This is a genomic window from Flavobacterium microcysteis (genome assembly GCF_006385255.1).
GTDB lineage: Bacteria > Bacteroidota > Bacteroidia > Flavobacteriales > Flavobacteriaceae > Flavobacterium > Flavobacterium microcysteis.
Window position 1 is genome coordinate 148,426 of sequence record NZ_VFJE01000050.1, and the last position, 23,588, is coordinate 172,013.

A 23,588-nucleotide genomic window follows, 5' to 3' on the forward strand; every position below is an offset into this window, starting at 1 on the left:
AATAGTCAGTCGTTTCTTTATAACCGATAAAAATAGTAATTTATATTAATATGAAAGGTTAAAATTGAGAGAGGCAAATGGGGATTTCCGATTGAAGATTTAGGATTTTAGATTGCAGATTTCTTAGGAGTTATTGTCTGAAAACTGCTTTTAGTGAACTGATAACTTTTAACTAAAATCGTATCTTTGCACCAAAATTTATTCAAAATGTCTAGACCTATTCGCGTTCGTTTTGCCCCAAGCCCAACAGGGCCTTTACACATTGGAGGCGTGAGAACTGCCCTTTTCAATTATCTGTTTGCTAAAAAACATGGTGGTGTGTTTTACCTTCGTGTTGAAGACACCGACCAAAACCGTTTTGTACCTGGAGCCGAGGCTTATATTCTGGAAGCATTAGAATGGCTTGGAATTGCTCCTGACGAGACAGTTGGAAAAAATGAAAAATTTGGACCTTATCGCCAAAGCGAGAGAAAACATCTGTATAAAGAATATGCTGACCAGCTTATACAATCTGGATGGGCTTATTATGCATTTGATTCTGCTGAAGATTTGGACCAATTGCGCAAAAACGAAGAAGAACAAGGAAAAACATTTATTTACAATCACGGAAATCGTGAGCAATTGGATAATTCCCTAACCAATTCTGCTGAAAAAACAGCACAGAGAATTGCAAATGGTGAAGAATATGTCATTCGTTTCAAAACTCCGGTTAATGAAATTTTGCATTTGAACGATATGATTCGTGGTGAAGTAAAATTCGACACCAATCTTTTGGATGATAAGGTTTTGTTTAAAGGCGACGGAATGCCGACTTATCACTTGGCCAACATCGTAGACGACCATTTAATGGAAACATCACATGTTATCCGTGGTGAAGAATGGCTTCCTTCTATGCCATTGCACGTTTTGTTATATAGAGCTTTTAATTGGGAAGCTCCGGAATTTGCCCATCTTCCATTGATTTTAAAACCAGTTGGAAATGGTAAGCTTTCAAAAAGAGACGGTGATAAACTTGGTTTCCCTGTATTTCCACTAGAATGGAAAGATCCAAGCTCAGGAGAAATATCTTCAGGTTATAGAGAAAAAGGATTCCTTCCTGAAGCAGTAATCAACTTCCTGGCATTATTAGGCTGGAGTTCAGGAACCGATCAGGAGTTATTTACTCTTGACGAATTAGTAAACTCTTTTGATTTGGGAAGAGTTCATAAGGCTGGTGCAAAGTTTGATCCAGAGAAAAACAAATGGTTCAACCATCAGTATTTCCAAAGAGCAGATGATACTAAATTGGCGCACCAACTTTCGCACGTATTAGTTGAAAAGGGAATCAACAAACCGATAGAGTTTGTAACAGAGGTTGTTCGTTTGGTAAAAGAGCGTGCTACTTTTGCTTCTGAACTTTGGGATTTGTCTGAATTCTTTTTCCTGGCACCAACATCGTATGATGAAAAAGCTGCAAAAAACTGGAAACCAGAAACTGCTGAATTAATGGAGAAATTGATTGGCATTTTGGAAAACACTTTAGATTTCTCAACCGAAAATGTTGAAAACACAGTTAAAACCTGGATGACAGAAAATGAAATAGGAATGGGCAAGATTATGCAACCTTTACGATTGAGCCTTGTTGGTTCTTTAAAAGGTCCTCACCTATTTGACATTATCAGTATGATTGGAAAAGAAGAAACAATCACTAGAATTCGGAAAGCGATTGCTAGCCTGAAATAAATTAGAAGAGCCTTTCAGAAATGAGAGGCTTTTTTTGTACCTTAAACCCGATAAACTTTAAACACTCTATTATGGACTTAAACATTCCTTTGTATGTATTTTTATTCTTCGCCTTATTTATTTTCTTTTCATCGTTCTTTACGGTTAAGCAACAAACTGCTGCTATTATAGAACGTTTTGGAAGATACCAAAGCATCCGTCACTCCGGATTACAACTTAAAATTCCGATAGTAGATAAAATTGCGGGCAAGATTAATTTGAAAATTCAGCAGCTTGACGTTATCATCGAAACAAAAACGAAAGAAAACGTATTTGTGAAAATGAAAGTTTCCGTACAGTTTAAAGTAATCCAAGATAAAGTGTACGAAGCGTTTTACAAGTTGGAATATCCACATGACCAGATTACTTCTTATGTATTTGATGTTGTTCGCGCAGAAGTCCCTAAGTTGAAGCTGGATGATGTTTTTGAAAGAAAAGATGATATTGCTATTGCTGTAAAACGTGAATTGAATGAGGCTATGACTACTTATGGTTATGATATTATCAATACACTAATTACTGATATCGATCCAGACATCCAGGTTAAAAATGCCATGAACCGAATCAACGCAGCAGACAGAGAAAAATCAGCAGCAGAATATGAAGCAGAAGCAGGAAGAATCAGAATCGTTGCTAAAGCTAAAGCGGAAGCAGAAAGCAAAAGGTTGCAAGGACAAGGTATTGCTGATCAAAGACGTGAAATTGCACGTGGTTTGGTAGAAAGTGTAGATGTATTGAATAAAGTAGGTATCAATTCACAGGAAGCTTCAGCTTTGATTGTAGTAACGCAACATTATGATACGTTGCAGGCCATTGGTGCAGATGCCAATTCTAACCTGATATTGCTTCCTAATTCGCCACAGGCTGGAAGCGATATGCTAAACAATATGGTAGCTTCTTTTACTGCTTCCAACCAAGTTGGTGAAGCTATGAAACGCGCTAAGGTATCTGAAAAGAAATCAACTCCAAAACCACCAATATTCCCAGAATCGCATGAAAGCGAACACGGTGAACTATAATCACATTGAAATAAAAAAAGAGGCTCTATAAGCCTCTTTTTTGTTTATAGACGGAAAATCTTTTTCGTCAGATAGGCTATCCCGACATTTTTAAGTGGCCCGGATAAACTTCCTATTATGTTTAATGCTATTCCCGGGACAGTTCCCAGAATATTTTTTGCTGTAAAGCTATCTTTGGTGTCATGAAAACTTTTATTCATTTTTTCATAGGCCAAATCCTTCTCTACTTTTAAAATCTGAAGCTCCCTATTTATTTCTTCATAAGAAGAATAACTCTTTACTTGCATAGGCTTTCGTTTAATATTTTTTGAAAAATAATTTCGAGAATGTTTTCAGAATCGGACCTTCAACGATCTTATCTTGAATATAATATACCAATATGGCAAGTACAAGATAAATCGCTCCGACGATTAAGAATCCATAAGCAAAATTATCCAGTCCATATCCAATCGCTAACGCTAATGCAATTGAAAAAAACAGGGTTACAATCACCAACATTATACTCAACATAAATAATTTGAGCATTAATGTAGTCGATTTCATTGCAATCTTAAATCCCCAAAGTTTATAGTAAGCAATGTTAGCGTCTAAAAATTCTTTGGCTCTATCTTGCAGGTCGTCTGTATTTTCTTTTATTTTTTCAAATGCCATAAAGCAATTTTTTTATTTCTTATTAGCTGCTGCAGCTTGTGCTTTTAAATCAGCCAGCTTTTTTTCTAAAGCAGCAATTACATCTTCTTTGGTATCTTGAGCATTGGCTACCAAATCATCAAAACTCGATTCCAAATCTACTTTCGCTCTTGAAAACTTGCTTTTTACCTGATCTGATAAATGGTTGAATTTATTTTGCAATTCATCTTTTTGGTGGTCAAATCCATCTTTAATTTTTCTTCTTGTTTTCTGACCTTTGTCTGGTGCGAATAAAATTCCTACTGCTGCACCAATTGCAGCTCCTGCTAATATTCCGATTACTGTGTTTGATCTTGACATAACTTTTCTTTTTTATATGTTAATACTCTAAAGTTACACTAAATTTTAACATTTCGATGTTAACAACCAGTTAAAGTATAGGCAAGTTTAGCAAAACCGCCATATTTCTTGTTTAATCAAAGATTGAAAGCCTGACCATATAATTACATTGCCAATTTCTAAAAACGGCTTACAATCTATTTATGAAAGTCATTTTTAATTAGAAAAAATTATGTGATTTTATTTTTCAATAGAAAAACTATATAATAGAAAAGCTCCTGAATTCAGGAGCTTTTCATATATAAAATTTATAGTTTTAATTTTCTGAAAGCAGATTTAAAACTTCTTCATTTTTTTCAGAATTTTTTAATTCAGCTAGCTGTGAAGAAAACTCCGAACGATTTGCCTCATCATTTTTTAAATTCTTAATAACTTCCAATCGAACATAAGGTGATTCGCTTTTTAACGACATCGAGTATAACTTATGCAAGGTTTCCGTTTCAACATCTGAAGGTTTTAGCGATGAATATTTCAGAAGATAGTTTGAAAATAACAAAGAGCTTTTGTTATTATTGATATTCTTCTTTAAAGTATTCTGCAGTAAGCTAAAATTATTCACATTTTTCAGTTCTTCACCTATTGCTTTTTCAACTGCATTTCGCTCTTCTTGAGTAGCTACTTTGAAATATTTGTTGATTTCCTTAAGGGAATTATTGATAATATTTTCTTCTTTTTTACCTTTTTCTTCCCAGGTATCTTTTAAAGAAACGGTTTTGTTGAAAACTAATTTTTTATCAGTAGAATCCTTATCTACAGTAAAATAACCCAATCTTTGGAACTGGAATTTGTCTTCATTTTTAGCTTCTTTCAGACTTGGTTCTAAATAACCAGTAACTACCTGAAGCGAATTTGGGTTTACAAATTCCAAGAAATCTTTTCCTTTGTGAGTATCTGGAGATTCATCCGTAAAAAGTCTATCATACAAACGTACTTCAGCTTCAATTGCGTGGGCAATAGAAACCCAATGCAACGTACCGGAAACTTTTCTTTGGCTTGCTTCTGTACCACTACCGCTAAGGCTATCCGTATCGTAGGTTACATGGATTTCTGTAATATTTCCATTCGCATCTTTTACAACTCTTTCACCTTTAATGATATACGCATTTTTTAAACGTACTTCTTTTCCAAGAGTCAATCTGAAAAATTTGCCTGAAGCTTCTTCTAAAAAGTCTTCTCTTTCAATATATAATTCTCTTGAAAAAGGGACTTTTCTGAATCCTGCATTTTCATCTTCCTGGTTGTTTTCTGCATCCAGCCATTCTTCTTTTCCTTCCGGATAATTGGTAATAACTAGTTTTACAGGATCCAAAACTGCCATAACGCGAGGTGCTGTCTTATTTAAATCTTCACGTATGCAAAATTCCAAAACAGAAACATCAATCAAATTGTCACGCTTTGCAATACCAATAGTATGGGCAAAATTACGGATAGAAGCAGGTGTATAACCTCTTCTTCTCAATCCGGAAACGGTTGACATTCTTGGATCATCCCATCCGTTAACATGCTTATCTTCAACTAATTTTAATAGTTTTCTTTTGCTCACAACTGTATGCGAAAGATTACGTCTCGCAAATTCTCTTTGTTTTGGACGAATCGTTTTGTCATCATAAATCTGATCCAGGAACCAGTCGTATAATTCTCTGTGAGGCAAGAATTCAAGCGTACAAAAAGAGTGAGAAATCTGCTCCAGATAATCGCTTTCACCATGTGCCCAGTCATACATTGGATATATTTTCCAAGCATCGCCAGTTCTATGGTGGTGTTTATGTAATATACGATACATGATAGGATCACGCATCAGCATATTGGTTGATTTCATGTCTATTTTTGCTCTCAAAATGTGCGTCCCTTCTGGAAATTCACCATTTTTCATTCTTTCGAACAAATCAAGATTTTCGGCAACCGAACGATTTCTGTATGGACTATCAACTCCCGGAGTGGAAGGCGTACCTTTTTGCTGTGCCATTTCTTCAGAAGTCTGGCTATCTACATAAGCCTTACCTTTCTTAATAAATTCAACAGCCCAATCGTATAATTGCTGGAAATAATCAGAAGCATAACATTCATGTTCCCATTGATATCCAAGCCATTGTACATCTCTTTTGATGGCGTCAACAAATTCCTGCTCTTCTTTTGCAGGGTTGGTGTCGTCAAAACGAAGGTTAACAGGTGCTTGATAATCAATGCCTAGTCCAAAATTTAAAGCAATCGAGCTTGCATGTCCGATATGCAAATAACCGTTGGGTTCAGGCGGGAAACGAAAACGTAATTTCTGTTGAGACAAACCATTTTTAATATCTTCTTCAATGATTTGTTCAATAAAATTCAGTGATTTTTCTTCTGATGCCATATTCATAAATTAAGACAGCAAAGTTATTCATTTTGCCAAGAAAATGCTTAATTTTTATTCTTTAATACCTAATTTTGAACAACGAAATTATTGAACGAATATCTCCAATCAAAAAACACATATTGTCATGGGAATTATCAAGCTAAAAAACATCAGAACGTATTCATTTCATGGATGTTTAGTAGAAGAAAGTAAAATTGGTTCCGACTATTCTGTAGATCTGGAAATCAAAACCGATATGCGTAAATCGATGGAAACAGATGAACTCTTAGATACAGTAGATTATGTTCATCTTAATAAAATTGTGATGGAAGAAATGGCTATCCGTTCTAAACTTTTAGAGCATGTAGCCCATAGAATCGTGCAGCGTGTTTTTAGAGAAATAGCTTCTGTTTCCAGAATAATTGTTTCTGTTTCAAAAATAAATCCTCCAATTGGTGGTGACGTTGAAGCAGTTACCATTCAATTGGAGGAATATAGAAACTAGTCTATTTCTTTATTTTATATTTTTTCTCTTTGTATAAATCAGAAGCTGCGGTAACGTGAGCTAAAGCATCTTTTGCCAACTCTTCATCTAATTTTACCGGTGTCAGAATAGTATCGCTTTCAATTTTGAATTGCAATGCTTTTTTATTTGGCTGCATGATCACTACCTGATCTTCTACACGGAAAGCATTGATATCGTGAAACTGCATGATTGATCTTCCTTTGGTTTCAGGCTTTAGATCATGAATATTTCTTCCTGGCATTGGCGTCTGTACTTTCATTCCAAGCATACTTAGTAAAGTTGGTGGAATATCAATTTGACTGCTCAATTTATCAAATTTTTCACCTTTTGGAACCTGAGGGCCGATAATCAGAGCCGGAATTCTGAATTTTTTGATTGGTACCAAATGCTTTCCATAGGTTCTTGTATTGTGGTCTGCAATTACTATAAAAATAGTGTTCTTGAAATAGTCTTCTTTTTTAGCAATTTCAAAGAATTTACCGATAGAAAAATCGGCATATTTCATAGCATTATTGACCGTATTTTTATTCTTATCAAACAATTGAATTCTTCCATCAGGAAATTCAAAAGGCTCATGGTTAGAAGTTGAAAACATCAAAGAAAAGAAAGGTTTACCTTTTTGTGATTTGAAATATTCATTTGCTTTTGTAACCAGATCTTCATCGGAATAACCCCAAGTTCCTTTAAAAGCATATTTCTTTCCATCGCTGTCAAAATCAGCTTCATCTATAATATTATCAAAGCCATTTCCATTAAAGAAAGAGGCCATATTATCAAAGTTAGCACTTCCTCCATAGATAAAGCTCGTATCAAATCCTTTGCTTTTTAACAGTCCTGCCAGTGTAAAAAAGTCAGATTGTGAATTGCTTAATTTGACAACGCTTTCTGAAGGCGATGGTAAAAAACCGGTAACAACTGCTTCAATACCTCTAACACTACGGGTTCCGGTGCAATACAGGTTTGTAAATAATAAACCTTCTTTGGATAATGCATCAAAATTAGGTGTTAGTGGCTTCCCTCCTAAGCATCCTACATATTCAGCTCCAAGGCTTTCTTGTAGAAAAATAACCAGGTTATATGGTTTCTCTCTTAATGAATCCGGGTTTTGATTGTGCAATAAAGGCAATTCAGGATCTGTAAAATCTCCTGGCAAAGCGGTCATGTATTTTTTAACTCGGTCGTAGGCTTCTTTGCTATCCATCTTGCCATACATTTTTGCAGAATTACCTTCATTTTTCAAAGAATAAGCTGCAAAAGCAACCGTATAAAAAGAATTTAAACCGATACAATTAGTCAACTGGTCGGTTGAAAAAACAGCATTACTTGCGTTTATAGGACGTTTTGACGTTAAACTGGAACGAGCTCCGAAAAACAATAAAAAAGCCACTAGAGGAAATAAAATCAGCTTTGTTTTATAATTCTGGAACGAAGGATAAAACAATTTTTTTCCTTTTTTATAACCAAAATAAACTGCTACACTTAAAAACACTACTGCAAATATCATAGAAGGCAGGTAGCTTTTTAATAAGGTTCCCATCACTTCTTTTGGATAAATCAAGTAATCCAGGAAAAGTCTGTTAGGTCTTGTATCATATTGAGCAATAAAATCAGGGGTTGAAACTTCCATCAAAAGGAATAGAAACAGGAAGAATAAAAAATAGATGTGGAAAAACTTTTTGATTTTTTGCAGAAAACTGTCAGGTAAAAGACAAATTAGGATTGCAGGAAGAAAGGAAATGTAACATAAAATAATCAGGTCAAAGCGTAATCCGATTGGAAAAATACGCCAATAATTTTCGGTTTCGTCAATCCTATCCCTATATAAGAAAAAAAGCAATATTCTGCTTAATGTCATAATTATCAATCCAATAGAAATAAAATTAAATAATGGCTTTAGAAAATGGAGCTTTTTCAACATATGCTTTTTGATTTTGTTCAAGCCAAAAGTAAAATTTATTATTATCAAATGATTAAAATTAAAAATTAATATTTGCTAAAGATTTTCTTGCGTTACAGCAAATAATATGTAAATTTGCCATCCAATCAAGTTATGGCGTCGTGGCCGAGTGGCTAGGCTGGGCTCTGCAAAAGCTCCTACAGCGGTTCGAATCCGCTCGATGCCTCCAAAAGAAAAAGAGATACTTTTCAGTATCTCTTTTTTTATTTTTAGTCGTATTTAATACTCCCTTATTTTCTTTTTTCTATTTTCTCAAGAGCTGATTTTACAAGCTTTTGGTCACTTGGAAACCATCCCTGCAACATAATCGAGAATCCGAAAATAATTAAAAGTATGCTGGTTATTTTCTTAATTTTTAGAATATTAGAAGATGTCATTTTGTTTTTAAGTCTTTTTGCTAAAAACATTTTTGCCAAATCGACCATAAGGTAAGTACCTATAACTGAAGCAAAGAAAACAATTAGACGGGAAGTTTTTAAATCAAGCTGAGGTCCGAAGGTAATGATAATCAAAAGCCAAAATCCCAGTACGCCAACATTGATAAAATTGAGAAGAAATCCTTTAATAAAAAGGCTTCCGTAATTTTTTTTGATAAGTTCAACTTCAGCTTCTTCAGAAATATTTTTACTTGCCTTGTTGAGTTTTAGATAGGAAATGATGCCATAGGTAAGCATAATCAGTCCTCCAAAAATAAAAAGAGCCGGTTCATCTTTTAAACTGTTGATAAGTCGGTAACTACTGAAATAAGCAATGCAGATGAAAAGAACATCTGCTACTATAACTCCAAAATCGAAAACCAATGCAGCGCGTATACCTTTAACTGCGGCAGTTTCTAGCAGTATAAAAAAAACAGGCCCGATCATAAAGCATAGGAATAAACCTAGAGGAATGCCTGTTAAGATGTCTTGAATCATTAAAAAAGGATTGTAATTTTTGAAAGTTTCTTCAGATCCATATTCAATCAGCAATTTATGCAAATTAAAAATAGTAACACAAAGATAATTTAAAAATTACAATCCTTAGCAGTCTTTATCGCTTGGATTCTGTAATATTTCCTCCTGCGAAAGTCTTTTTGTTTATTTTTTTAGGACTTCCATAAATAGTGATGTCTCCTCCTGCCCTGGTTTTTGCATCAACAAGTTCTGAAGCTCTTACATCAGCTTCTCCACCAGCATTGATAGCAACTGCAGTATGTGAAGTTTCTAAATCTTTAGCATCAACTATACCTCCAGAATTGATAACAATATCCTGGCTGTTAGCATTTCCTTTTAGTTTTACGATACCGCCCGAAGTAGCTTTTACATCTAATTTTTGAACATCAAGGCTGATTTTTATTTCTGCTCCTTCTTTTGAATTGACATGAAAATCAATGGCTTTGAACGTTTTTTCGCTTGAAACATAAGAACCTTCACTGGCTTCAATAGTTTCAATTTCGTTTTTGTAATAAAGAATAGCAGTAATATCTTCTCCTTTCAAAAGCTTTTTAAGTTTCATTCTTACTTTCAGCTCTCCATTTTTGTTGACAATTTCAACATCTTCTCTACGCTCTCCTGTTATTTCAATTTTGTTTTCGTTAGCAGGAACCAGCTGTAGTGAAATCCTATCAAAAACTTTTACCTGGTCAAAGTCACCTAAATTTTTGGTAAGCTTTTCTTGTGCAAAATTCACCTGTGATAGCATTAATAATGCTACTAAAATTATCTTTTTCATGGTCTTATAATTTGATTAGTATCTTACTTATTCATTCTTTCTCAGAAAAGTAAAGTCCAATTGTTTTTTAACCAGATCGGCGCTTTTTACTTTAACATAAACTTCGTCTCCTAATTGCAGGATATTCTTTGAAATTTCTCCAACCAATGCATATTGCTTTTCATCAAATGTGTAATAATCATCACGTATTTCACGAATTCTACACATACCTTCACATTTATTGGAAACAATTTCTACATAAATTCCCCATTCTGTTACTCCAGAAATCACACCCAAAAACTCTTCATCTTGGTGATCCTGCATATACTTGACCTGCATGTATTTAATACTGTCTCGTTCTGCATTTGTAGCCAAAACTTCCATATTAGACGAGTGTTGGCATTTCTCTTCATAGGATTCTTCATCGGCTGATTTTCCTCCGTCGAGATAATGCTGTAACAAACGATGTGCCATTACATCAGGATAACGCCTGATTGGTGATGTAAAGTGCGAATAATAGTCAAATGCCAAACCATAATGCCCTATATTCTCTGTTGAATATTTCGCTTTACTCATAGATCGGATGGTCAACGTATCAACCATATTCTGTTCTTTTTTTCCGTTGACATCTTCAAGCAATTGATTCAGCGATTTGGAAATATCTTTTTTAGATTTAAAATTGATACTGTATCCAAATTTTGAAATCACCGTTTGTAAATTGATCAGTTTATTTTCATCCGGTTCGTCGTGAATTCGATAAACAAATGTTTTCTTAGGTTTTTGTTTTCCAATGAATTCAGCTACTTTTCTATTGGCTAATAACATAAATTCCTCAATCAGATGGTTGGCATCTTTAGAGACTTTAAAATACACTCCAACAGGTTCTGCCGCTTCATTAAGATTGAATTTTACTTCAACTTTATCAAATGAAATAGCTCCATCACGCATTCTCTTTTTGCGTAATATCTTGGCCAGCTCATCCATTTTTAAGGTTGCTTTCTGAATGGCTTCCGGTACGATGAATTCGCTTCTGGTTAACGAAATCTCTGCAGGAATACTATTTCCTTTTGTTTCGATGATATGTTGTGCTTCTTCATAAGCAAAACGCTGGTCAGAATAAATTACCGTTCTTCCAAACCATTGGTTAACTATCTCAGCATTTTCCTTTAATTCAAAAATGGCTGAGAATGTATATTTTTCTTCATGCGGTCGCAATGAACAGGCAAAATTTGACAATACTTCAGGAAGCATTGGCACTACCCTATCTACCAGATATACCGAAGTAGCTCTTTGATAGGCTTCATTATCCAAAATAGTTCCTTCTTCCAGATAATAGGAAACATCGGCAATATGGACACCTATTTCATAATTTCCATTTTCTAACACCTGGAAAGACAAAGCGTCATCAAAATCTTTAGCATCTTTTGGATCGATTGTAAAAGTCAAAACATCACGCATATCACGTCGTTTGGCTATTTCGCTTTCCTGGATAGATGTATCTAGTTTTTGGGCATAGGCTTCAACTTCGACAGGAAAATCGTATGGTAAGCCGTATTCTGCTAAAATCGCATGGATTTCTGTATTGTGCTCACCAGGTTTTCCAAGAACTTTGATAACAACTCCAAACGGACTGTCGGCTTTTTTAGGCCAATCTTCAATATGAACTAGAACAACATCACCATTCTGAGCTTCTCCTATCTTATCTTTTGGAATGAAAATATCCGTATACATTTTCGGATTAGCTGTAGAAACAAAGGCAAAGTTTTTTTGGATATCAATGACTCCTACAAAATCAGTCTTTTTTCTTTCAATAATTTCAATGACCTCACCTTCAGGCTTTTTACCTCTTCTTCGGTTATAGACATAAATCTTTACCTTGTCACCATCTAAGGCTTTGTTCAGGTTATTGGTAGGAATAAAAATATCATCTTCAAATTCTTCCGAAACAAAATAAGCAGTTTTTCTGCTCGTCATGTCGATAACACCTTCGTAATAATCCTGGCTGGTAGCTATTACCATATATTTACCCGGCTCAATCTCTACAATTTTTTTCTGTGAGGCTAAAAGCTTAAGGTCTTTTATAATTTCATTTCTGCTTTTTGTATCATCTACTTCAAGCTTTGCTCCTATTTGTTTATAATTGAATGTCTTATTGGCGTCTTGCGATAAAATCTTTAAAATTTTTGCTGTAAAGTCTTTAGTTTTATTTACAGGCTTTCTGGGTTTCTTACTCATATTCTTTTCTAATAATGCTGAAAATTACGAAATTGTAGGCAGTTTCTTCTCAAATGTTAATTTTTTTAAACAAAATATAACTTTTGGTCTGTTCATGAATAAAAGCATTTCTTGCTATCTTTATGAAAACCAAATTCAAATGGAAAATTTCATTACTATCGCAATCTTCAATTATCCTCATGAAATCACTATTTTAAAACATAGACTCGATTTAGAGGACATCCGATATTTTTTCGAAAACGAGACAATGATGAACATCGTTCCAATGTATTCTCAGGCATTGGGAGGAATCAAATTGAAAGTCCATCCGGAAGATGTAGAAGAAACCAAAGAAATTCTTGACGAACTTAACCGTAACCAAAATTTGAAAATCGTTTAAATCTTCCGAAGTTGTCAACATTCATTAAAAACATAAAAAGAAAAAAGAAATTTTAAATTAATTTTTTGATGGTTATTATAGCTTGTTGATAGTTAGAATAATTTAATTTTTTAGATGTAGGATTTTAAGATAGCATTTGTTATACCGACTTATCAACAATTAGAATTTGGTTTAAAGACTTCATTTTTAAGTATTTTTAATACTTTGTTAACATCCGTTGATAATCGTTTTTACTTCTAAATTGTAAATAACTTTACTTGTTAATTTGTGTTAACAAACTAATTTTTGATGCTGATAACTTTTCCAAAAAATCGCCAAACTAAATTTGCTTTTCTAAATGTAATTTTGGATTAGTCATTTTAATTGAACAAACAAGAAATACTTCTAAAATTCTATCCGAAGTTATGAACAATCCATGTTAATTTATAATTAACTAAAAGTCAGTACATTGTAAATTCCTGTTAACATCGCAATAAATTAACATTTACGTTACAATTTATATAATGATTATCAGTCTTTTACAAAACCACAAAATCGTAAAGGATTGATAATCAAAAGAAGCAACTTCAATAGGATTTAGTTTGGTAAATGGAAACTGTTGCGGTAAATTTGCAGTACACAACTAATTAATAGAACTATGAAAATTTCAATAGGAAATGACCACGCCGGACCGGAATATAAAATGGCGATTGTAGAAATGCTAAAAGCTAAAGGTTATGAAGTAACCAATTATGGAACTGATACGACTGATAGCGTGGATTATCCTGATTTTGGACATCCTGTAGCTTTGGATGTTGAAAACGGAAAAGCAGATTTCGGAATCGTAATCTGTGGCAGCGGCAACGGAATCAATATGACTGTTAATAAACATCAGGGAATTCGTAGTGCTTTATGCTGGACTAAAGAAATTGCAGCATTGGCAAGACAGCATAACAATGCCAATATCATCAGTATCCCGGCACGTTTTACAGCCATACACCAGGCCGTAGAAATGGTAGAAACTTTTTTAAATACCGATTTCGAAGGCGGAAGACACCAAAATCGTGTAAATAAGATAGCTTGCAGCTAAAACATCTTTTCGAAATATAATTTAAAAGCATCTTTGAAACACGGGTTTTTAAGATGCTTTTTTTAAATTGCCTCCTCTTAAAATTATTATCAAGACTTCATATGACCAATTTAGAATTCATTTCCAAGCAAGTTACAGCGCCAGTAAAAAATATAGAAAACACATTGCAGCTTTTAAGTGAAGATTGCACTATACCTTTTATTTCAAGATATAGAAAAGACAAAACGGGTAACCTTGATGAGGTTATAATCGAACAGATTGCCAAATTGAATAAAGAATTCGAAACCATTGTTAAAAGAAAAGAAGCTATTCTTAAATCGATAGAAGAACAGAATTCGTTAACTCCTGAATTGGAAAAAAAGATCAGGCAGAGTTTTGATTTAAACGATCTGGAAGATTTATACCTGCCATTTAAGAAAAAGAAAAAAACAAGAGCTGATGTTGCCCGTGAAAAAGGATTGGAACCTTTGGCCAAGATTATAATGGCGCAAAACAATGATGATATTGATTTTGTGGCTTCGAAATATATCAACGACAAGGTTGAAAACGAAGATGAAGCACTTCAGGGAGCAAGAGATATTATAGCTGAGTGGATTAACGAAAACATCTTCATTAGGAAAAACCTTAGACGTATTTATCAACGAAAATCAGCAATTGTAACCAAAGCCGTTAAGCTGAAATTTGAAAATGAATCGAGCCCGGAAGCAGAACAGATTAAACAAAAAGCTAAAAAATTTGAACAATATTTCGATTGGTCGGAAAATTTGATAAAAGCGCCTTCTCATAGACTTTTGGCAATGCTTCGTGCAGAAAATGAAGGATTTATAAAACTAAAGATTGAGATTGAAAATGAGGAAGCCATTGAAATGATGGAAGAGTCCATTATCAAAAATAAGAAAGAAACGGCTATCCATCTTAAAAAGGCAATTGAAGATAGTTACAAACGATTGTTAACTCCGGCCATTTCAAATGAAACGTTGCAGGAAGCAAAAGCAAAAGCCGACATCACAGCAATTCAGGTTTTTGCTGGCAATTTAGGACAGCTGTTACTAGCACCACCTTTAGGCGAAAAAAGGATTTTGGCGATTGATCCGGGTTTTAGAAGTGGATGTAAGATTGTTTGTCTAGATGAGAAAGGTGACCTGCTATACAACGAAACGATTTTCCCGCATGCGCCTCAAAATGAAACGGCTATTGCCATGAAAAAAATCCGTTCCATGGTAAATGCTTATAAAATTGATGCCATTTCAATTGGAAACGGAACCGCTTCGCGTGAAACCGAATTTTTTATTAAAAAGATAGCTTTTGATAAACCACTTCAGGTATTTGTGGTAAGTGAGGCGGGAGCTTCGGTATATTCAGCTTCAAAAATTGCCCGAGATGAATTTCCAAATTATGACGTGACAGTTCGTGGGGCAGTTTCCATCGGAAGAAGATTATCCGATCCTTTGGCCGAATTGGTGAAAATTGAACCAAAATCGATAGGAGTAGGTCAATACCAGCATGATGTTGACCAATCTCAGCTAAAAGAAGAATTAGATACAGTAGTCATGCGTTGCGTGAATTCTGTAGGTATTAATATTAACACTGCGAGCAAATCTTTATTGAGTTATGTTTCTGGAATAGGGGAAAAGATGGCTGAAAATATTGTGGCTTATCGATCAGAAAACGGCGCTTTTGAAGAAAGAAAACAATTAAAGAAAGTACCTCGATTGGGAGAAAAAGCCTATCAACAGGCAGCAGCATTCGTCAGAATTTCAAATGCAAAAAATCCGCTGGACAATTCTGCAGTGCATCCGGAAGCTTATGGTATAGTTGAAAAAATGGCAAAAGACTTGAAAATATCGCTAAATGAGCTGATTGCCAATAAGGAAAAAATAAGCCAGATACCATTAGAAAAATATGTCACGGAAGATGTAGGATTATTAGGCTTGAAAGATATCGTCAAAGAATTAGAAAAACCAGGCTTGGATCCGAGAAAATCAGCCAAGGTTTTTGAATTTGATCCGAATGTAAAAACAATGAACGACCTCAGAACAGGAATGGTTTTGCCAGGAATAGTAAACAACATTACTAATTTTGGATGTTTTGTTGATATCGGAATCAAGGAAAGTGGGTTAGTTCATATTTCGCAACTAAAAGAAGGCTATGTTTCTGATGTGAATGAAGTGGTCAAATTACACCAGCAAGTCCAGGTAAAAGTAGTTGAGATAGACGAAAGTAGAAAAAGGATTCAGCTGACTATGATTTTATAAAAATTGTAAATCGAATACAAAATTTTTTATATTTGAAAAACTCCCTGAAAATTAAAGCCGTAACTAAATTGTAAGCCAAATGATAAAACTAAATTTAAAGCCTATTTTTAAGATGAAAGGGATTACTAAACCAGTAAAGTATCTTATTGAAAAAGGGCATTCGGGAAGTTATGCCAATGGAGCAGTAAACGACAAACTCATGTCAATTCCTTTTAAGAAACTAGAACAGTTCTGTATCGATTTTAACTGTACACCAAACGATCTGTTTGATTTCATTCCGGAAAAAGACCAGAAACTTTCAAAAGACCATGCTCTTTATTCCATTTCGAAAGGTGACACTATTGGAGAAATCCACAAGTTGTTAAACGACTTGCCTGTTTCTAAAATTAAAGAACTATATGAAGTTTTGAAAAACGATAGGGAATAAAAAAAGCCTCCAGATTATCTGGAGGCTTTTTTTATTTATTAAGTGAACATAGGTTTATACTTGTCCCAGTTGTCAGCAATCATCCAGATATTAATCAGAAAAAGCACGCCGGCAATAGAAAGTCCGGAAGGCATAAATACTGCATTGTGCAATACGATCCCAACAGTTACTGGAAGAATAACAATAGCTCCCAAAGCTCTTGTTTTTGGAAAAATAAATAATAACCCGCCTAACAACTCAATTGTAGCAACCAAAGGCAAAAGCCATACAAGGGTACCTATAGCTTCATAAAGTTTCAATTGTTCTGGTGTTGCCTCAGGCATAGGCATATAATGAAAAAATTTGTCCAGGCCGGCGTTGATAAACATCAGCCCAAAAAGAACACAAAGAATGGTTTTGATTATTTTCATGTTTTATTATTTTTTAAGTTATTTTGTTATAGCTAAATTAAAAAATTAAGCGTTTATATTTTAAAATAATAAAAAATTAAGTAAAATAATCATTAAAATAAAAGCCTCAAAGATTTCATAATCCTTGAGGCTTCAATAAAACAGTTTTAAAAAACGGTCTTAAACTTTTGTATCTTCTTCTTTTTTAGATGCAGCCGGTTGGTCATCCTTAGCAGCATTTTTGAATTCTTTTATACCCGAACCCAATCCTTTCATCAATTCTGGAATTTTTTTACCTCCAAAAAGCAATAAGATAATCGCAACGATTACAAGAATTTCTGTTAAACCTAATTTTCCCATGATTAAAAAGTTTATGCTTTGGCAAAAGCATTTGTAAATATTCTGCAAATGTAAAAAGAAAAACCGTACCACTTTCTTTCTATAACAAATAATTATAAGTTAAAAAAGGCCTTTTAACTTGGAAAGCCTTCCTAATCAATAAGCTTTTCCTTTTATAACTGATTTAACAGCTTAGTAATTGCAGAAAAACATTGGCAAGACATCCAAATCATTATATTTGTAAAATACAAAAATGAAATGTCAGGTAAGAGGCTAAAAAGACAAATTTTAAAGAAAAAACTCTTCACAAAAAACCGACTGGTTATTTTGAATGAAGAAACTTTTGAAGAAATTTTCTCCCTGAAATTGAATCTGATGAATGTATTTGTAGTGCTAACAGGCGGAGCTATTTTCCTGATTGCAATTACTACTTATATCATTGCATTTACTCCATTGCGGGAATATATCCCGGGTTATGCTTCAACCAAATTAAAAAGGGAAGCTACTGAGCTGGCTTTGAAATCGGATTCTTTAGAAAAAGCCATCAAAATGAACAATGCCTATATTGAATCAATCAAAAAAGTGCTTGCTGGTGATGTTGAAGTAGCTAAACTGAATAAAGATTCCATTATGGCAGCTGAGTTGGCAGATGCTTCAGAGATTAATTTCAAGCCATCAAAACAAGATTCCATTCTGAGGGAAAAAGTAGCCCAGGAAGACAAATACAATCTTTTTGACAAGGCTCAGACTAAAGTAAATCTGGTACTTTTTCCACCGGTAACAGGACATATAACAGATAAATATGATCCTAAAAACAAACATTTTGCGGTTGACATTGCCGTTCCCAAAAACACACCTATAAAATCTGTGGCAAACGGAACCGTAATTTTTGCTGATTGGACACCAAGTACAGGTTATGTGATAATTATCAGACATGGGGAAGGAATTATGTCAGTTTATAAACATGCGGCATCACTTACCAAATCCCAGGGAGATGTTGTCAGAACTGGTGAAGTAATAGCCATGGCTGGATCGACAGGTCAGGAATCGACAGGTGTGCATTTGCATTTTGAATTATGGAAAGATGGATTTGCCATTGATCCGACCAACTTTATAGAATTTGAATAATTAGGAAGCGTCATTTTCCTAGCTATTCCTAAAAAACAGAAATTTTAAAAATGTCAATAAAAGCTTTTTTTGCTAAAAAATTCGCCAAAAAAATTTATGACAAGACTCAAAAATGGGCCAATAATCCTGTTGAAACCCAGGAACGGGTTTTCAAAGAATTGATTCAGCAGGCAAAAGACACCCAATTTGGTCAAGATCATAATTTTAGTGAGATAAAGTCATTTTCAGATTTTGCAAAAAATGTCCCAATACGTGATTATGAGGGTTTAAAATCCTATGTCGAAAAAGTAAAAAGGGGAGAAGAAAATGTTTTATGGAAAGGGAAGCCGATTTATTTTGCGAAAACTTCAGGAACAACTTCCGGTGCTAAATATATTCCGCTGACCAAAGAGTCTATGCCGTTTCATATTCAAGCTGCACGAAACGCCATCCTTCACTATATTCACGAAACTGAAAATGCTTCATTTGTTTCCGGAAAGATGATCTTCTTGCAGGGAAGCCCAATTTTAGAAGAAAAAAACGGAATCAAATTAGGGCGTTTGTCAGGAATTGTAGCTCATTTTGTTCCAAAATACCTTCAAAAAAACAGAATGCCAAGTTGGGAAACCAACTGTATCGAAGATTGGGAAACCAAAGTCAATGCCATTGTTGAAGAAACATTTGACAAGAACATGACCGTAATTTCCGGGATTCCGTCATGGGTGCAAATGTATTTTGAAAAACTAAAGCAAAAAGGAGGGAAACCTGTCGGTGAAATTTTCAAGAATTTTAATCTTTTTATCTATGGAGGAGTCAATTATGAGCCCTATCGAGCCAAATTTGAAAATCTGATTGGAAGAAAAGTGGATAGCATTGAGCTTTTTCCTGCTTCTGAAGGTTTTTTCGCCTACCAGGATTCTCAAAAAGCAAAAGGAATGCTATTGCTTTTGGATGCCGGAATATTTTATGAGTTTGTAAAAGCAGACGAATTTTTTACAGAAAACCCAAAAAGATATACCATAGGCGAAGTGGAAATGGGAGTCAATTATGTGTTGATTATCTCTACAAATGCAGGACTTTGGAGTTATAATATTGGCGATACGGTGCAGTTCACTTCATTAAAACCTTATCGTATTATCGTTTCTGGAAGAATCAAGCATTATATTTCTGCTTTCGGAGAGCATGTCATAGGAAAAGAGGTAGAAGAAGCGCTCAAGGAAGCGATGGAAAATACGACAATACGCGTGAATGAATTTACTGTAGCACCACAGATTACGCCAAAAGAAGGATTGCCTTACCACGAATGGTTTATTGAGTTTGAAAATGAACCGGAAGACCTGGCTGCTTTTTCTCTTCGAATAGATGATGCCATGAGAAAACAGAATGTGTATTATGACGATCTGATTGCAGGCAACGTATTGCGAAAGCTGGTCGTAACTAATGTTTCAAAAAACGGTTTCCAGGAATACATGAAATCTATAGGAAAACTGGGCGGACAGAATAAAATTCCGAGATTAAGCAATGACAGAACCATTGCAGATAAGTTAAGATAGTATGATAAAAAAACTGGCGATATTTTTTTTGTTTTTTGCAGTAAACGCTATGGCCCAAACAAAAGGCGTTGTTAAGGACAGCTTGACTGGAAATCCTATAGCCTATGTAAGTATTTGGGTGGAGAACGAAAATATCGGAACTACTTCCGAAGAAAATGGAGAATACCATATCGGAACGAATGACAAGAATAAAAACTTGATTTTTTCGGCATTGGGATATCAGAAAAAAATAAGCAAGGTTTCAGAATCGCAGATAGTCCTGCTTTCGCCTTCGTCTTTTGAATTGGATGAGGTTACGATTAACAATAAAAAGGAAAAAAAGCAGCAAGAAATAGGTAAGACCAAAAATACGGTAGCCGAAGCTTTTGACAACGGGCCAAGGATGGATGCCAAATTTTTTCCATACTATCCAGAATACAAAAAGACACGCTGGATTCAAAAGGCGATTATTATGACCGACAGCAAAATTGATGATGCTACAATCAAACTACATCTTTATGATGTTGATGAAAATGGTTTTCCAGGTAATGAATTGTTGACAAAAGACTATATAGTTACGTTAAAAAAAGGAATTACCAAAAGTGAAGTTGACCTATCGGATTTTAATTTGGAAATGCCAAAAACCGGGATTTTTGTAGTTTTTGAAAAATTGCTGATCAAGAAAAATAAAGTAGAAAAAACAATTACAAACTTTAATACAAATACTACGAAAATCCAGATAACTTATGCGCCTCTGGTACTTTATAATGCTGTAGAAAGAGATTTTTTGTTTAGCTTTTCAGGTGGAAGATGGTTGAAAAGGACGAGAGAAGAAATAAATCCGTTTTCGGGTTCTAAAACAGTTTATGAGCCTTCAGTGACGCTAATACTTACCAATTGATGAAAACCAAAACGGCATTAATCTTCTTTTTATTCAGTCTTTCTCTCTTTTCACAAACCAGAGGTATTGTAAAAGATGGAGCTGGAAATCCCATCCCTTATGTAAGTATTACGGTTGAAGATGAAAAAGATGGGACTTCATCTGAAGAAGACGGTCGTTTTTCTATTACGATTGACGCTACAAAAAACCTTATTTTTTCTGCAGTAGGATTTGAAACCAAAATTATTAGGGCAGCAGAAGCAAAGAATGTCGTGTTGCAAAAAAAGGAAATCGAGCTGAATGAAGTGATTATTAGTTCTGCAAAAAAGCAAAAGCAAAAAGAAATAGGCAGTTTTGGAAGGGGAGGCATACGCTATTACAGTCAGCAAACAACAGCAAAGTATTTTGCGTATTCGGATGAGGCCAAAAATTATCCTTTTTTAAAAGAAATCATTATATACACAAGCAGTAAGATTGAAAACGCAAAAGTCAATCTGAGGCTTTTGAATGTAAACCCTGATGGATCTCCGGGAGAAGATATATTAGAAGATAACCATATTGTTGAGGTCAAAAAGGGGAGTAAGAACACGACGGTCAATATGGAGAAAAATAATATTGAAATTCCAAGTAACGGATTTTTTGTGGTTGTTGAGCATCTGAAAATCAATGAAAATAAATTTCATAAAAAAGGGGCTCAGTATAAAGACATAACCGGAAACAAAAAAAGAATGGATGTTGAAACCTTTGAGCCGTTTTTTGGATTTTTGCCTTCAGATGAAAACACCTGTTGGTATTTCGAAGGGAAATGGACACAGAGGGAATTACACAAAATACAAAATCCTAAAAGCTATAGCAATTTGTTGATGCGAAAATACAACGACAAGTATTTAGAGATAGCAATGAGCATTACAATTACCAACTAAAAAATAAAAAACCTACATTTGCAGGTTAGAAAATAAATAGAAATGAAAGAAACTAAAAATATATCACGATCAAGAGCCCAGGAGTCTTCTGCGGCTATTGAAAAACTGTACATCACTATGCGCCATTTGTTTAATAGAGGATTCTATAAGCCAATGGGTGTTTCAGGTGATACGTTAAGAGAAGCATTGTTACAATTAAGACCAGAAATCTACGGAACGATTGCAGAAGAAAAAGTAGAATTAAGCGGACTTTTGTACGTTATTGAAAGGCTTCCTGTAGGAATTGAAGAATGTCGTTTTATCAATCTTACCTCGGATGAAGGCTATTCAAAATCGCATTTCAAGGCGATTGTTCCTCCAAAAAGAAAGAGAAATTGCTATAGAATTGATAGCGAACAAATGAATGTTGAAATCACAAGAGGACGTTCCGATATTTATGATATCCTGACGCATCTTACCTTTATTTTTATCGAATCGCACAAAATCAAGGATAGAGTTCTATTGGATGAAAACACCAAGGAAATGACTCGTGATTGGGAGAAACTTGAGCAAATAGTTGTTCAGAATAAAAAACTCACCCTGATTGAAAAAGAAATAGCGATTTCGCATGCTTCTATTATTCTAGGGCGTTCTTTTGAGGAAATACTTGATATTTATGAAGCCTTTGGAACGGAAGAAAAACCAGATCGTTTCCTTCACGTAATTTACTGGTTAGGAAAACTGGCTATTGAAGAAGTAATATTCAATAATAAAAGAACAATAACCTTCAGTCCGATACTTAGAGAGCGTTTAGGCCACCATATCCACGGAGAAATCTGGGCCAATAATATAAAAGAAGTCTTGAAGCAAAATGAATTGCTGGACAGACCTATCCATATTATCAGTGCCAATATGCATAGTGTTATGAATTCTATTTTTGCAACACATACGCTTAAGACAAAATTTAAGGATAAGGCTGATTTCTTCGTATATGAAGAACTAAGTAAGCCAGGTGCAAACGACCTGCGAAACAAAGTAGAAGAATTTGCGTTAAAATACGGTATGATTTCATTACCGGACACTTCAGGAACCAATATCGACGTGCAGATTTTTGATACTGCCAAAATCGAATGGGCAAAATCAGCTTTCCCAAAAGCGAAAATAGGAGCCCATGCTCCGGTTATTATCGTCATGGATTATGCATTTGGTGAACAGGCCTATGAAACCATAGATGAGCTTTTAAAACCTTACAAAGACGGGAAAAACAAATATTTCTTGAATGTAGAATCAGTTTCTATCATGGGGAAAGCCGGAATTTTGGAAGGTGGAAAAGGAGATATTATGATTCCGTCTGCCCATATCAACGAAGGAACAGGCGATAACTACCCTTTTGAAAATCAGCTGACAGCCAAAATGTTTGAAGGAAACGGAATTCCAGTCTATGCAGGGCCTATGGTTTCTGTTTTAGGGACTTCGCTTCAAAATAAAGATTTATTGAAGTTTTTCCACGAATCAACTTGGGGTGTTATTGGCTTGGAAATGGAAGGAGCTTACTATCAGAAAGCAATACAGTCGGCTTCAAAAATTAGAAAAAGCATTAACCCAGACGTTCAGGTCAGATATGCTTATTATGCTTCTGATAATCCATTAGAAACAGGAAGTACGTTGGCTTCAGGTGGTTTAGGAACTACTGGAGTAAAACCAACTTACCTTATCACGATTAAAATACTAGAACAAATTTTTAACATAAAAACAAACTAA

22 protein-coding genes and 1 tRNA gene are annotated in these 23,588 nt (G+C 34.6%); 13 read left to right on the plus strand and 10 right to left on the minus strand.

The features are described 5' to 3' along the window. The first annotated feature begins 207 nt into the window (after positions 1–207). Both gltX and FJA49_RS03350 read left to right on the plus strand, forming a co-directional pair. Entirely contained in the window at positions 208–1,722 is a 1,515-nt protein-coding gene (gene gltX, locus FJA49_RS03345) for a glutamate--tRNA ligase (protein ID WP_139998850.1), read from the plus strand. Between the two features lie 71 nt (positions 1,723–1,793). Beyond that, entirely contained in the window at positions 1,794–2,780 is a 987-nt protein-coding gene (locus tag FJA49_RS03350; RefSeq protein WP_139998851.1) for an SPFH domain-containing protein, read from the plus strand. Positions 2,781–2,824: 44 nt separating this feature from the next. On the opposite strand, the gene FJA49_RS03355 is transcribed toward FJA49_RS03350, so the two are convergent. The 4 genes from FJA49_RS03355 to FJA49_RS03370 all read right to left on the minus strand — a co-directional run bounded on the left by FJA49_RS03355 (position 2,825) and on the right by FJA49_RS03370 (position 6,159). Beyond that, positions 2,825–3,067 (minus strand): DUF6327 family protein, encoded by a 243-nt coding sequence (locus tag FJA49_RS03355; protein WP_139998853.1) that lies wholly within the window; start codon positions 3,065–3,067, stop codon positions 2,825–2,827. Between the two features lie 10 nt (positions 3,068–3,077). Next, positions 3,078–3,431, minus strand: coding sequence for a competence protein (locus tag FJA49_RS03360; protein WP_139998854.1), 354 nt, complete (start codon positions 3,429–3,431; stop codon positions 3,078–3,080). Between the two features lie 12 nt (positions 3,432–3,443). Next, positions 3,444–3,770, minus strand: a complete 327-nt coding sequence (locus tag FJA49_RS03365) for a YtxH domain-containing protein (protein WP_139998856.1) — start codon at positions 3,768–3,770, stop codon at positions 3,444–3,446. Positions 3,771–4,065: 295 nt separating this feature from the next. After that, complete coding sequence (locus FJA49_RS03370) at positions 4,066–6,159, minus strand: glutamine--tRNA ligase/YqeY domain fusion protein (RefSeq protein WP_139998858.1); 2,094 nt, start codon at positions 6,157–6,159, stop codon at positions 4,066–4,068. A 127-nt stretch (positions 6,160–6,286) separates the two neighbouring features. Here FJA49_RS03370 and folB point away from each other — a divergent pair, with 127 nt between their 5' ends. Next, the gene (folB, locus tag FJA49_RS03375; protein WP_139998860.1) at positions 6,287–6,646 is read left to right on the plus strand and encodes a dihydroneopterin aldolase; all 360 of its coding nucleotides are present in this window, start codon (positions 6,287–6,289) and stop codon (positions 6,644–6,646) included. A 1-nt stretch (position 6,647) separates the two neighbouring features. Here folB and FJA49_RS03380 read toward each other — a convergent pair whose 3' ends face one another. Further along, complete coding sequence (locus FJA49_RS03380; protein WP_233590060.1) at positions 6,648–8,585, minus strand: LTA synthase family protein; 1,938 nt, start codon at positions 8,583–8,585, stop codon at positions 6,648–6,650. Between the two features lie 134 nt (positions 8,586–8,719). On the opposite strand from FJA49_RS03380, the gene FJA49_RS03385 reads away from it, so the two are divergent. Continuing rightward, positions 8,720–8,793: transfer RNA gene (locus tag FJA49_RS03385), tRNA-Cys, on the plus strand. Positions 8,794–8,854: 61 nt separating this feature from the next. Here the strand turns inward: FJA49_RS03385 and FJA49_RS03390 are convergent. From FJA49_RS03390 to rnr, 3 genes are all read right to left on the minus strand, one after another. Next, positions 8,855–9,538, minus strand: coding sequence for a LysE family translocator (locus FJA49_RS03390; protein WP_139998862.1), 684 nt, complete (start codon positions 9,536–9,538; stop codon positions 8,855–8,857). Positions 9,539–9,653: 115 nt separating this feature from the next. Then, a complete protein-coding gene (locus FJA49_RS03395; protein ID WP_139998864.1) occupies positions 9,654–10,334 on the minus strand; it encodes a head GIN domain-containing protein in 681 nt (226 codons plus the stop codon). 27 nt (positions 10,335–10,361) lie between these two features. After that, complete coding sequence (gene rnr, locus FJA49_RS03400) at positions 10,362–12,548, minus strand: ribonuclease R (RefSeq protein WP_139998866.1); 2,187 nt, start codon at positions 12,546–12,548, stop codon at positions 10,362–10,364. 139 nt (positions 12,549–12,687) lie between these two features. On the opposite strand from rnr, the gene FJA49_RS03405 reads away from it, so the two are divergent. The 4 genes from FJA49_RS03405 to FJA49_RS03420 all read left to right on the plus strand — a co-directional run bounded on the left by FJA49_RS03405 (position 12,688) and on the right by FJA49_RS03420 (position 16,678). Next, positions 12,688–12,927 carry a putative signal transducing protein gene (locus FJA49_RS03405; protein WP_139998868.1) on the plus strand — a complete coding sequence of 80 codons (240 nt, stop codon included), beginning with the start codon at positions 12,688–12,690 and terminating at the stop codon, positions 12,925–12,927. Between the two features lie 637 nt (positions 12,928–13,564). Continuing rightward, entirely contained in the window at positions 13,565–13,996 is a 432-nt protein-coding gene (gene rpiB, locus FJA49_RS03410) for a ribose 5-phosphate isomerase B (protein WP_139998870.1), read from the plus strand. 101 nt (positions 13,997–14,097) lie between these two features. Continuing rightward, the gene (locus FJA49_RS03415; RefSeq protein ID WP_139998872.1) at positions 14,098–16,251 is read left to right on the plus strand and encodes a Tex family protein; all 2,154 of its coding nucleotides are present in this window, start codon (positions 14,098–14,100) and stop codon (positions 16,249–16,251) included. A gap of 79 nt (positions 16,252–16,330) precedes the next feature. Further along, complete coding sequence (locus tag FJA49_RS03420; protein ID WP_139998874.1) at positions 16,331–16,678, plus strand: helix-turn-helix domain-containing protein; 348 nt, start codon at positions 16,331–16,333, stop codon at positions 16,676–16,678. A 38-nt stretch (positions 16,679–16,716) separates the two neighbouring features. Here the strand turns inward: FJA49_RS03420 and FJA49_RS03425 are convergent, their stop codons facing one another. Both FJA49_RS03425 and FJA49_RS03430 read right to left on the minus strand, forming a co-directional pair. After that, positions 16,717–17,088, minus strand: a complete 372-nt coding sequence (locus FJA49_RS03425; RefSeq protein ID WP_139998876.1) for a MauE/DoxX family redox-associated membrane protein — start codon at positions 17,086–17,088, stop codon at positions 16,717–16,719. Positions 17,089–17,247: 159 nt separating this feature from the next. Further along, positions 17,248–17,427, minus strand: a complete 180-nt coding sequence (locus tag FJA49_RS03430; protein WP_139998878.1) for a Sec-independent protein translocase subunit TatA/TatB — start codon at positions 17,425–17,427, stop codon at positions 17,248–17,250. Positions 17,428–17,664: 237 nt separating this feature from the next. On the opposite strand from FJA49_RS03430, the gene FJA49_RS03435 reads away from it, so the two are divergent. The 5 genes from FJA49_RS03435 to FJA49_RS03455 are packed head-to-tail and all read left to right on the plus strand — an operon-like array spanning position 17,665 to position 23,588. Continuing rightward, entirely contained in the window at positions 17,665–18,534 is an 870-nt protein-coding gene (locus tag FJA49_RS03435) for a M23 family metallopeptidase (protein WP_139998880.1), read from the plus strand. A gap of 50 nt (positions 18,535–18,584) precedes the next feature. Then, complete coding sequence (locus tag FJA49_RS03440; RefSeq protein WP_139998882.1) at positions 18,585–20,066, plus strand: GH3 auxin-responsive promoter family protein; 1,482 nt, start codon at positions 18,585–18,587, stop codon at positions 20,064–20,066. A 49-nt stretch (positions 20,067–20,115) separates the two neighbouring features. Next, positions 20,116–20,946, plus strand: coding sequence for a carboxypeptidase-like regulatory domain-containing protein (locus tag FJA49_RS03445; RefSeq protein WP_233590061.1), 831 nt, complete (start codon positions 20,116–20,118; stop codon positions 20,944–20,946). Further along, positions 20,946–21,848 carry a carboxypeptidase-like regulatory domain-containing protein gene (locus FJA49_RS03450; protein WP_139998886.1) on the plus strand — a complete coding sequence of 301 codons (903 nt, stop codon included), beginning with the start codon at positions 20,946–20,948 and terminating at the stop codon, positions 21,846–21,848. The genes FJA49_RS03445 and FJA49_RS03450 overlap by 1 nt, the downstream gene beginning before the upstream one ends. A 42-nt stretch (positions 21,849–21,890) precedes the next feature. After that, complete coding sequence (locus FJA49_RS03455) at positions 21,891–23,588, plus strand: DUF6909 family protein (protein WP_139998888.1); 1,698 nt, start codon at positions 21,891–21,893, stop codon at positions 23,586–23,588.

Coding starts and splice junctions, on each gene's coding strand:
- FJA49_RS03455 (WP_139998888.1), top strand. CDS start 21,891: ATGAAAGAAACTAAAAATATATCACGATCAAGAGCCCAGGAGTCTTCT.
- FJA49_RS03435 (WP_139998880.1), top strand. CDS start 17,665: ATGTCAGGTAAGAGGCTAAAAAGACAAATTTTAAAGAAAAAACTCTTC.
- FJA49_RS03450 (WP_139998886.1), top strand. CDS start 20,946: ATGAAAACCAAAACGGCATTAATCTTCTTTTTATTCAGTCTTTCTCTC.
- FJA49_RS03420 (WP_139998874.1), top strand. CDS start 16,331: ATGATAAAACTAAATTTAAAGCCTATTTTTAAGATGAAAGGGATTACT.
- FJA49_RS03405 (WP_139998868.1), top strand. CDS start 12,688: ATGGAAAATTTCATTACTATCGCAATCTTCAATTATCCTCATGAAATC.
- FJA49_RS03415 (WP_139998872.1), top strand. CDS start 14,098: ATGACCAATTTAGAATTCATTTCCAAGCAAGTTACAGCGCCAGTAAAA.
- FJA49_RS03365 (WP_139998856.1), bottom strand. CDS start 3,770: ATGTCAAGATCAAACACAGTAATCGGAATATTAGCAGGAGCTGCAATT.
- FJA49_RS03445 (WP_233590061.1), top strand. CDS start 20,116: ATGGCCCAAACAAAAGGCGTTGTTAAGGACAGCTTGACTGGAAATCCT.
- folB (WP_139998860.1), top strand. CDS start 6,287: ATGGGAATTATCAAGCTAAAAAACATCAGAACGTATTCATTTCATGGA.
- FJA49_RS03425 (WP_139998876.1), bottom strand. CDS start 17,088: ATGAAAATAATCAAAACCATTCTTTGTGTTCTTTTTGGGCTGATGTTT.
- FJA49_RS03390 (WP_139998862.1), bottom strand. CDS start 9,538: ATGATTCAAGACATCTTAACAGGCATTCCTCTAGGTTTATTCCTATGC.
- FJA49_RS03440 (WP_139998882.1), top strand. CDS start 18,585: ATGTCAATAAAAGCTTTTTTTGCTAAAAAATTCGCCAAAAAAATTTAT.
- gltX (WP_139998850.1), top strand. CDS start 208: ATGTCTAGACCTATTCGCGTTCGTTTTGCCCCAAGCCCAACAGGGCCT.
- FJA49_RS03395 (WP_139998864.1), bottom strand. CDS start 10,334: ATGAAAAAGATAATTTTAGTAGCATTATTAATGCTATCACAGGTGAAT.
- FJA49_RS03360 (WP_139998854.1), bottom strand. CDS start 3,431: ATGGCATTTGAAAAAATAAAAGAAAATACAGACGACCTGCAAGATAGA.
- FJA49_RS03370 (WP_139998858.1), bottom strand. CDS start 6,159: ATGGCATCAGAAGAAAAATCACTGAATTTTATTGAACAAATCATTGAA.
- FJA49_RS03355 (WP_139998853.1), bottom strand. CDS start 3,067: ATGCAAGTAAAGAGTTATTCTTCTTATGAAGAAATAAATAGGGAGCTT.
- FJA49_RS03430 (WP_139998878.1), bottom strand. CDS start 17,427: ATGGGAAAATTAGGTTTAACAGAAATTCTTGTAATCGTTGCGATTATC.
- FJA49_RS03380 (WP_233590060.1), bottom strand. CDS start 8,585: ATGTTGAAAAAGCTCCATTTTCTAAAGCCATTATTTAATTTTATTTCT.
- rnr (WP_139998866.1), bottom strand. CDS start 12,548: ATGAGTAAGAAACCCAGAAAGCCTGTAAATAAAACTAAAGACTTTACA.
- FJA49_RS03350 (WP_139998851.1), top strand. CDS start 1,794: ATGGACTTAAACATTCCTTTGTATGTATTTTTATTCTTCGCCTTATTT.
- rpiB (WP_139998870.1), top strand. CDS start 13,565: ATGAAAATTTCAATAGGAAATGACCACGCCGGACCGGAATATAAAATG.